Below are 8,977 nucleotides of genomic sequence, written 5' to 3'. Positions count from 1 at the left end.
TTGTCCCGCGTTCGGCGTTTGTCCTTCCGCCGTTCCAAACTCTTTGCTGAGCGCATCCCGCGTTTTCTGTGCATATCGCGCATTTACGTCGCGTTCAAGAATTTCTTCAAAAAGCTTCGCGTCCCCATTGCGCCCGCTTCCGTATAAATAATTCAAAAGAAGCAGCTCGTCATCGCTCCACTCTTTTGCGTACGCGTCTTTCTTCTGAACCTCGTACGTCACCATGCCGCCCGTCATGTCCGGCACAGAATATAACTCGTCGTCCGTTCTGTCCTTAGCCTTTTGTGTCGGATTGATCTGCGCGCCTACCTTCGCCAGCCTCTCAAATTCTTTTGGATTTTGCGTATATTCCCGAGCCATCCCTTTGATAATAGTGTCAAAGGTATTCTTTGCTTCCTGATGGTATGCCCCGCTCTTGATATCCTCTATTTGTCCCTCCAAATTCGATATTTGTTTCAGATGATCAGCATAATTGAAATTCGGATCATTTGGATTTTGATAATTCGCATCAATTGGCGTGCTTCTGAGTTGCTCAATTTGTTTTTGAATCACAGCAATCTCAGAACTGGTATCAATTGCCGGTTTCACGCGCTGCCCTAACGTCTCGTTCCCTGCGGAAACAAAATTCGCTTTTTTATCAATCGAGGGTGGCGCTGTATTTTTAGGTTCATATGGTCTTTGGGCCGCTTGTTCTTTTAACTGAGCTTCTGTTTCTTTCGGCACATATCTCCCGTAAGCCAATGACCATACCATATCGCCTGTTGCCTGCTCCGCACTCCCTCGCCGTTTACCAATCTCTTCGCTCTGCTTTGCAATGGCCTGCGACGCACTTGCGAGCGCGTCACGGGACGAGGTTTGCGATTCTATATTACTCTGCGGCTTTTGCACGTTTAATACGTTAATAGGCGCTATCTTTTTCTGATTTTTGAGCGCAGCAACGTGCGCGGCATATTCACGCAAATTTCCGACAAAGCTTCCCGTGCCTTTTGGCGAACGAACAGCGGATTGCGCCGTTGCCTTTTGCGGCTGATACGCCTTACCGTCGTCTATCCACTTCTTTTTGTTTTTATCCCATACCAGTCCCATAATTCGCATTCCTTTAGATTAAAAATTTATATTGGTTCTCGTTACCGGCGCAGCCCCGTCCTATTGCCGTTCATGTCCCGCCAGTATCCGTCCGCGTCCCAATATCCACCCTGCGCGCTTGCTTGCGCGGCATATGGGTTTGTCGACGAAGCGATCAAAGATGATGTAGATTGACCTGCGCTTCCATTAGACGACCCGCCATACGAATAACTTCGCGATGCCGCTGCTTGCCGCTTACGTTCCGCCTCTGCTTCTTCTTCGGCTTTAGCTGCCTGATACGCAAACTGCGCAAGACTTAACGCCTCTGCACGTTTTGCAGTCTGTAAGTCTGCAAGTTTTGTGTTTAGGTCGCTTCCGAGCGTGTTTTTGTTTGTAGTGTAGTTTGTTTCTAGCGTCGTTAGATCGCCCGAATACTGCTTATTTGCCGCGTTTCTTCCACTTTGATAGCTTCTTAGCATATTTGCAACACTCGTTTCAGTAGCGCCGCCGCCAAGTCCTTGCGCAGCCATGAGTGACGGCATATCTCTTTGTGATTGCATTTTTGTAATGTACGCCTGTCGTAGCGACTCATCTCTTGTATCAGTGAGTTTTTGCTCTGTAGCGTTTTTTTGCGCATCCAGCGCCTCAACCTGGTTGGTGTGTGCATCTCGTAAGTTTTTTTCCTGCGTCCCGTAATTTCCCTCCGTAAGCTCGTTTATTTTTGCGTTGTATATATCGTTCCAATTTACCGCCATAAGTATATCCTCCTACCGTTTTATATATTTGATTTTTTGATAAGAAAGCACTATATTGAAAATTCCAAAACTTTCATTTACCGCCGAGTTTTCAATAATTGTCTGCACCATCTTCACTTTTTTTACTTTTCTTCTATACGGTACAAAGTCGGGGTTTTCAAGTGCACCGAAGTTCATATCGCCAAAATCAATATCGTCGAAATCAAAAACTGTGCTCATTGAATAGTTTTGTGACGGTTGATCTCGGTCTGTAATAAAATAAATGTTTGCAGACGATGCCGCAAACCGCATTGGTGTTACGCCCGTACCTTTTTTAAGTATGGTTTTAAACATCGCGGGTTCGCCTAAGTCGTCCATTTTAGTGCGCCACTCTGCGTATATGGGGTCTCCGTTATCGTTGTACGCTTCCATCCCGTACTCTGATTCGGTCTTTAATTTATGTAGCTGACCATGTTTATCTCCAATGTACAAAACATTGTTAATATACTTTACGGCAGATGCATTTATGCCCGTCCAGTGGTACCATTCATACCCGAACGATTTTGCAGGATTCACGTTTTTCTGTGTAGAATCGGCGACATATACGTTCCCATTGATAAATAAATAATATTTGCCGTTCGCTACGCACGCTATCGCCTCGTCTATGCCCGGCTCTGCTAAAAGTTTCGGGTTTATATAGAAACTGCGATCCTGCGTAGTATTTTGCAGCGTAGGCTTGGTATCAAGCCCCATGACGCCACTATCTGACAAAAACAAAGGATCATCAATCAAGGACGCAAAACAATACTTTGAAACCGCTCCTACGCCGGATATTCCTTGTTTTAGTGTGAATTGTATTTTGTTGTCACTGCCCATTTGCGCGGTACGCAAAAACAATGAAACATCTTGACCGTTAGCTTTCTTCACCACAACCAAACTGTCATACTGCTTTAAATACCCCATAATAGGGGATATTTCTGATCCTACAATCCCGTAATTTATATCAGGAAAGAACGTCGGATTCCCCGTCCACGAAAACCAATCATAATTTTTCTGTCCAGAATTACCGGAAACAAATACTCTTATATCGTTGTTCATGCCGTATTCCGTGCATATGGTGCATTTTTTTATCTTGTCCGCATATCCTGCGACGGTTTTTCTAAACGTAATTTTAACGTTATCCTCTCCTGTGATTGGAGACACGCCCGGTGCTGCCGAAAACGTTACTTTTCCAGCTGATGTATTGACCGCGTAGGCTGTTATTGCTGTCCATGTGATACCATCCGAATTAAGCTTTTCGCATTTTACAACCGCGCTTATGCTTTCGGTGTCTAACTGATATACTGTATCTCCTGCAGTACCTCGAAACAGGTTAACCCTTTGCGTTTGCAGTAGATTTACAGGCTCGTATTCTTCCCCGCCGCCGCTTGGCGCGGCCGAAATTGTCGTTGTCGGGATATATGCGGAGTCCTCAACGTTCGAAACAGTGTTTCCGTTGTAGGAAATGTAATTCTGGCCGTCTAATAGATATAATTTTCCGCCCATCACAAAGCTTGTGCTTTTTGCGCTTTTCATTCCGCTATATACCGCTATATCACTGCCTAACTTATAAAGGCTTGTTCCCGCATGTATAATAATATCGATCGATTCGTCGGCTTTAACAAATCGATGGATGCCGTGAATTTCGCCCGTATATTCCGCGAGTTTTAATAGCCCTGTCCTTTTTTGCGGAAACCCGTTTTCCTGCGCGATCATATTGGGAGCATAAGGGCTGCGTGATGGGTCTACCTCCGTAATAGCAGATTTAAAATCTACGCCCTTAAACTTGTTGTATGTCATTGTGTGGGTATCAGGTGTTTTTACCTCTGGCGGTGTAAACATTATTCCTCATCCTCTGCTATTGTTTCGTATATGCCCTGTCCAATCGGGCGGCTTATCTTGTACTCATACTCGGTTTTCAGCGCCGTAGCGATCTCCGGCACATCATCGCGCCCAATATCCCCCGCGAGTCCTAGCGGCAGAATGTCATATAAAAATTCATTTTCATATTCTACTGTTCCGTCAATGTTGGCCACTGGCTCAAATATAGAAAACGGCTCTTTCTTTCGCATTTCGCGCAACACATTATTTGCCAAAAACGTTGTTTGCAACACTTTGTTTAAAATCGGAAGCACGTTTTCAAGATAATCCATCTTGTCATCTTCCGTCCAAAACAATAGTGCAGCAGCAGCGTTATATATATCGTTTGCCGTCATAGTCTCACCTTTTAATAAAAAAAAGGGGGAGGACTCTCCCCCTGATAGCGTTTTTCCTAGTTGGTTTTTTCGTCTACTGCAGACGGGAAAGAACCGTTTTTTTCGCCGTATGCTTTGAACGTCTGTCCTGCTGTAAGTGTAACGTCGCCGGAATAAACCTCCGCAGACACTGAGTATCTCGGGTCTGTGCCATCCGTTGTGTACTTGAATGTTACGCCCGTCACAGCCGTAATGGTTGCTTCGTTAGCAGCAATCGCAATTACTGGTTTCGCAACGATAGAACCTGCGCCTGTGTCGACGTCAACATACACGCCGCCAGACTTTGTACCGAGAATAAAGCAGTCATAATACTGTCTACCCTCTACCAAGTGACCGGAAAGTCCGGGCGGGTCTTGGTGAATCTTAGTATCGTCCAGCTTAACAGGGATACATCCCGCGTCTTTGTGCACGATCATAAAGTTGACCGCTTCTGGCCATCTGCCTTTCGGTACCTTAATAACAGGCATATTGTCAAACTCGCCAACTTGACCTTTCTTTAGCGATTCTACCGCAAGTTTGTCGTTACCGATAAACTCCGGCGATAAGCGAAGGAGCTTATACATAGCCGCAGAAATCAGCAAAGAACGACCCGTAGACGGGACTTCGCCATCATCAAGGGCAACCGTACCATCTGCAATACGCTCAACGATAGATGTTTTCGTGGGCGCCGCTCCACCAAAAATGATGCCGCCCTTATGCGCGATCACATTCAACGCGTAAGCGTCCATCAACGGAACGTTCCGGTCTTTGATCTGGCGATGAAGCGCCTTGCCGGCACCCTTGATTCCGTTCTGGTCAGCGTTGTTTCCCTTGTCTATTGTGAAGGTGAACGCCTTATCCTGCGATAGGGTTAATTCCTGTACCGTGTCTTCCAGTTCGCTTGGCGTACCGTAGCGATTCGCGCCGTTGCGCACGTAGTCCACAAGCGGCACGGTACTAATCGTGCTGACCTTTACCGTCTTATTCCCTGTGAAATCGTAATCATTCGACAAAAGCCCCTTGATAACACTTTCTTTTCTGTATGCTTCCTGTACTTGCTTGCTGTACTTTTCATGTAAATAAATAGGCATTTTTTATTTCTCCTTTACCATTCCGAATTAAACCCCTCAAGAAACGGATCGGGTTTGTCTGTCGTGCCCTTTACGCTTCCCGGTGAGGTTTCTTGGTTTTCTTTTGTTTTTTCTCTTTTTGCAAGTTCTTTTTCCTTGCGTTCCAGTTCCGCTTCCCTCTGCGCTTGCTGATAATCCCTATAAGCCTGTACGGGCGTTTTCCCCGTTGCCTGGATATCAGCTATTACTTCTTGTGGAATCTCCGTTACATCGGGATACAAGCGCTCAAATTCTTCAATGTTTCTTTGAATCTTTGCGTTTGTTTCCGCCTCCGTTTGCCGTTCAGAATTTTGTGCCGCTATGGTGTTTTCAAGCTGCTCTTTCTTAATCTCTGCATCCGCCAATTTATAGGCGGCTTCTTCGTCCATGCCCCCATCGATATACGATGCGGCTCTGGCGGTCACATTGGCGCTATGAAGTTGCCCTTCTAATCCCTCGATGTAGTCATGAACAGGCATTCCGGCCTGTCGTGCGAGCCTGTTAATAAGCTGTACTTCGCGCGAGTTTTTCAGACTGTCACGCTCTGCGCGGATTCTGTCATAGTCCATGCCCTTTTGGGCATTGGTTATCACTTCGTCCTGCGAAAGCTCTAGCTCTTTGCCGTTGTGCTTGACTTTGAATACGGCTGGTATCGCCTCTTTCTTGTCGGTTTCTTCTTCGACAGTCTCGCCCTCGGCGTCTGCTGCGCCTTCCTGTTCTTCCTTGTCTTCTTCTTCGATTTCCTCCTCGGCGGCTTCCGTTGGTGTCTCGTCATTCCACCCGTCCATGAAATCTGTCGCTGTTTCTTCTGGCGTTTGACTGGTTTCCTCAAACATTTTTTAGTCCTCCGTGTTTTGTTATATTAAAAAAGACGATTGGTTTAATCGCCCTTTTCGACTGGTATTTCTATTCCGTCTAATACTTCTTGCGGAATGGGTTCATTGTCTATCTTTTGTTCTCGCCATAACTCGCTTTTTTCGCCATATGCAGAGCATTGTCTATTCCTGCATTCTAGCTGTAACACGGCGTATAGCTTTGTTGCCGTGTCAGGGTCTTTATCGCCCTGTATTACCGTCTTGCTCCCTGTTACGCGCTTCTCACAACCGCATTGTTTACATAACATTTTCAACCTCCTAGCGCTTGCAAAATGCGCTCTTTGTCATCTTCGCTGATCATCATTTCGTTTACAACCGCGACAGCATCCTTAGGCGATGTGTCGCCCAGCCCCTGAACCGCCTGTGCTATTTGTTCGCCTGTCAGCCCTTGACCATCCATTGTGGGCGCTGCGGGTAATGCTCCCATTTGCGCCGTAAGCGCTTGCTGCTCCATTGCTTGCTGTTGTTCCTGCATTGCCTTGATCTTTTCAATGATTTTCTTTTTGTTCTTAATGTATCCGTCCGGCACAGATTCCAGATATGTGATTGCATCTGGAATTATGCCATTGCTCTTTAGGTTGTCCAACGTCTGTATCTGCATCAGCTCCGACCAGTACGAGCCTTGACCGATATCAATATCCAAATGGTAGTTAATGTTTTTCAGTTCGGAAAAATCAAACTCAACAATGCGCCTTGTCCCATCTTGATTTTTTACCGAAACAGATCGTATGCCGTATTTCGCACGCATCATGTCTATAAAAATTCTTATATAGCTTTCTACAAAGTTGTAGAAGTCCATTCGCTGAATGTCTAGCGGCAACCCTGCGGCCTTCTGTACCGCCACGATCGCCGATGTGTTGTCAGGCTTTACATTTCCAAGCGCCGCGTCAGAAGCGCCCATCATGTCTTTAGAATATTTGATCACAAGATCAATAATCGCCGTAACCTGTGCGCTCATATCAGGCGGCCTGAAATAGTTAATCATGTTGTTATCAGGCGGTCCGTTCACACCCACAGCCTGACCGGGTGCGGGATCGTATTTCGGCAAGTATTGTTTGTTATACACCGCCATCGGGAATGATAAGTTTTGCATTTGTATCATTGCCAACGCAAAGGACTTGTTTACAAACATTTGGTTTTGAATGTTCCACGTAATAGGCGACACGCCATGATAAGAGTTTTTGACGCTCTCCCATGACATCCACGCAACAGGGTATAGCTTGCATTTTGTGTCCGTAGGCTTTTGCACCTCTGCCCCTGCTGTAGACTTGGAAAAATGTATTGTCCCGTTCTCGCGCCATAGTTTCAGCAACATCGTTACATACTGTTGCGAGGAATACGATGTACCATTTGTGATACCGTCTGCGTCCGGCGTAATCTGCGAATCGTCAAGTCCGTTCTTGCGCGCCATTTCCTTGACTTCACCAATCAGCTTACGCATCGGAATAATGATATATGGTTGCTGCTGCGGATCAGATTCCGTATAGTCGCCGAAGATAACGTTGGTGTTATCAATCAGCTCAACTTTGATCTGCCCTTTGTTCCCGAATCCCATCTCGACATCGGGGTCATACCACACATAAAAACAAGCGTCACCGTCTACCGCACAATTACGGATCATTTTACGATTCTTGCTCTTAACGTTGGCTTGCTCCATAACGGAGCCCACCTCCGCAGACAGGAGACTTGGTATACTGTCCTCTTGCTCTGCTGCAACGCCCATATCGTCAACTTGTGCGCCATCGCTTGAGTTGTCCGACATCTCTATATTTGTTGCAATGTCGTCAGATATCAGCATGGCAATATAATAGTTTACAACAGGCTTCAAAAAGTTGAATACTGGCTTTACGAGGTCGGGCGCTTTTACCCCCGCCCACTGATCGCCACTATAAAACTTTTCATTGCGTTCGACGTGGTCGTATAAATTTAGAGAGTTCTTGTAGCTCCTGCCTTCTTCATATTCCGACCATATTTCGTTTGGCTCTGTTTTAATCTTCGTCATTGTCTATCTCCTGCTGTTTGTAGCCGGGCTTCCCGTAGTTCAGGACGTTCGCGATCTGTCTTTTTGTACGCTCATCCTCGTCCGATTCAAAGCCTTTTACAACCGTTTCAGGCTCTTCTTCTGGTTGCCAATACACTTTTTTAATGGCAATGCCTGCCATTATCAATGCAAAAGCACCCGCTAAAAGCAATATACTTAAGCTTATCTCTACCATTGGTTTGTCCTTTCCGTGCCATATCCTAACAACTCGCTCGCTGTCGCTTCGTATGCTGTCGCCTCTATCTTCTCGTATGCTGTCGCCTGCTGTCCTCTTGCCTCGTTTCCAATCATGTCAGAAAACATCAAATCGTCGTGTTCTCCTGACATTGCGTCGGGTCTGCCCCTGTCGTCATACTGAAATGTAAGCATCTCCCGCAATGTTGGAATGTCCGTAAACAGATCAATGTGATCCTCGATCAGCCTTATCTCCTTGTCTATGATTACAGGGCGGGTATTGCCATCGGTTTTAAACCCGTATTTCTTTTGATACGACCTCGCTATTGAGTCGTATCGCTCACGCATATATTGACGCGGATATCCCAACCTTTGAAGTTCCTGTATGGGCGCGGTGTTAAAGTTAATCTCTACCGCCTCTAACGCGTCATTGTAATATCTGCCCAAACAATAAAGCTGCCACGCATATGGGTAAGCATCCGATATATCCATGTGCAGCGTCGCGACCCGTCGCCCTGTGGAATTATCTATCACCGTAGCAGCAAAATAATCCCTGCCCTCACCCTTGGTATCGCCACCGATTACATACGGTATATTGGGTTTAGGGTGCTCGTATATCCGTATGTCATTGCCGCCACCGAAACGCATACTGTCATCCCTGATATAGTCCCTGTGCTCGGGTGATCCCCATTCAAAATAAAAACGC

9 protein-coding genes and 1 pseudogene are annotated in these 8,977 nt (G+C 46.2%); all 10 read right to left on the bottom strand.

The features are described 5' to 3' along the window. A partial coding sequence (locus VB081_RS00680) for a hypothetical protein (protein WP_323398945.1) occupies positions 1-1,086 on the bottom strand: 1,086 nt, incomplete at its 3' end. 41 nt (positions 1,087-1,127) lie between these two features. Next, on the bottom strand, positions 1,128-1,820 hold the full coding sequence (locus VB081_RS00675) for a hypothetical protein (protein WP_323398944.1): 693 nt from the start codon (positions 1,818-1,820) through the stop codon (positions 1,128-1,130). A 12-nt stretch (positions 1,821-1,832) separates the two neighbouring features. Beyond that, a complete protein-coding gene (locus VB081_RS00670; protein WP_323398943.1) occupies positions 1,833-3,554 on the bottom strand; it encodes a hypothetical protein in 1,722 nt (573 codons plus the stop codon). A gap of 125 nt (positions 3,555-3,679) precedes the next feature. Beyond that, on the bottom strand, positions 3,680-4,054 hold the full coding sequence (locus VB081_RS00665; RefSeq protein WP_323398942.1) for a hypothetical protein: 375 nt from the start codon (positions 4,052-4,054) through the stop codon (positions 3,680-3,682). Positions 4,055-4,110: 56 nt separating this feature from the next. Further along, a complete protein-coding gene (locus VB081_RS00660; protein WP_323398941.1) occupies positions 4,111-5,163 on the bottom strand; it encodes a chitobiase/beta-hexosaminidase C-terminal domain-containing protein in 1,053 nt (350 codons plus the stop codon). 14 nt (positions 5,164-5,177) lie between these two features. After that, the gene (locus tag VB081_RS00655) at positions 5,178-6,017 is read right to left on the bottom strand and encodes a hypothetical protein (RefSeq protein ID WP_323398940.1); all 840 of its coding nucleotides are present in this window, start codon (positions 6,015-6,017) and stop codon (positions 5,178-5,180) included. Positions 6,018-6,061: 44 nt separating this feature from the next. Beyond that, the gene (locus tag VB081_RS00650; RefSeq protein WP_323398939.1) at positions 6,062-6,304 is read right to left on the bottom strand and encodes a hypothetical protein; all 243 of its coding nucleotides are present in this window, start codon (positions 6,302-6,304) and stop codon (positions 6,062-6,064) included. A 2-nt stretch (positions 6,305-6,306) separates the two neighbouring features. Next, on the bottom strand, positions 6,307-8,058 hold the full coding sequence (locus VB081_RS00645; protein WP_323398938.1) for a hypothetical protein: 1,752 nt from the start codon (positions 8,056-8,058) through the stop codon (positions 6,307-6,309). Then, positions 8,045-8,272 carry a hypothetical protein gene (locus VB081_RS00640; protein ID WP_323398937.1) on the bottom strand — a complete coding sequence of 76 codons (228 nt, stop codon included), beginning with the start codon at positions 8,270-8,272 and terminating at the stop codon, positions 8,045-8,047. The genes VB081_RS00645 and VB081_RS00640 overlap by 14 nt, the downstream gene beginning before the upstream one ends. Further along, a pseudogene (locus VB081_RS00635) lies at positions 8,266-8,977 on the bottom strand (hypothetical protein); the annotation flags it as partial. The pseudogene VB081_RS00635 and the gene VB081_RS00640, both read right to left, overlap by 7 nt.

The organism is Christensenella sp. (assembly GCF_034927525.1).
Taxonomy (GTDB): domain Bacteria; phylum Bacillota; class Clostridia; order Christensenellales; family Christensenellaceae; genus Christensenella.
Note: the sequence above shows the minus strand (reverse complement) of the source record. Positions and strands in the feature narration are given on the sequence as shown.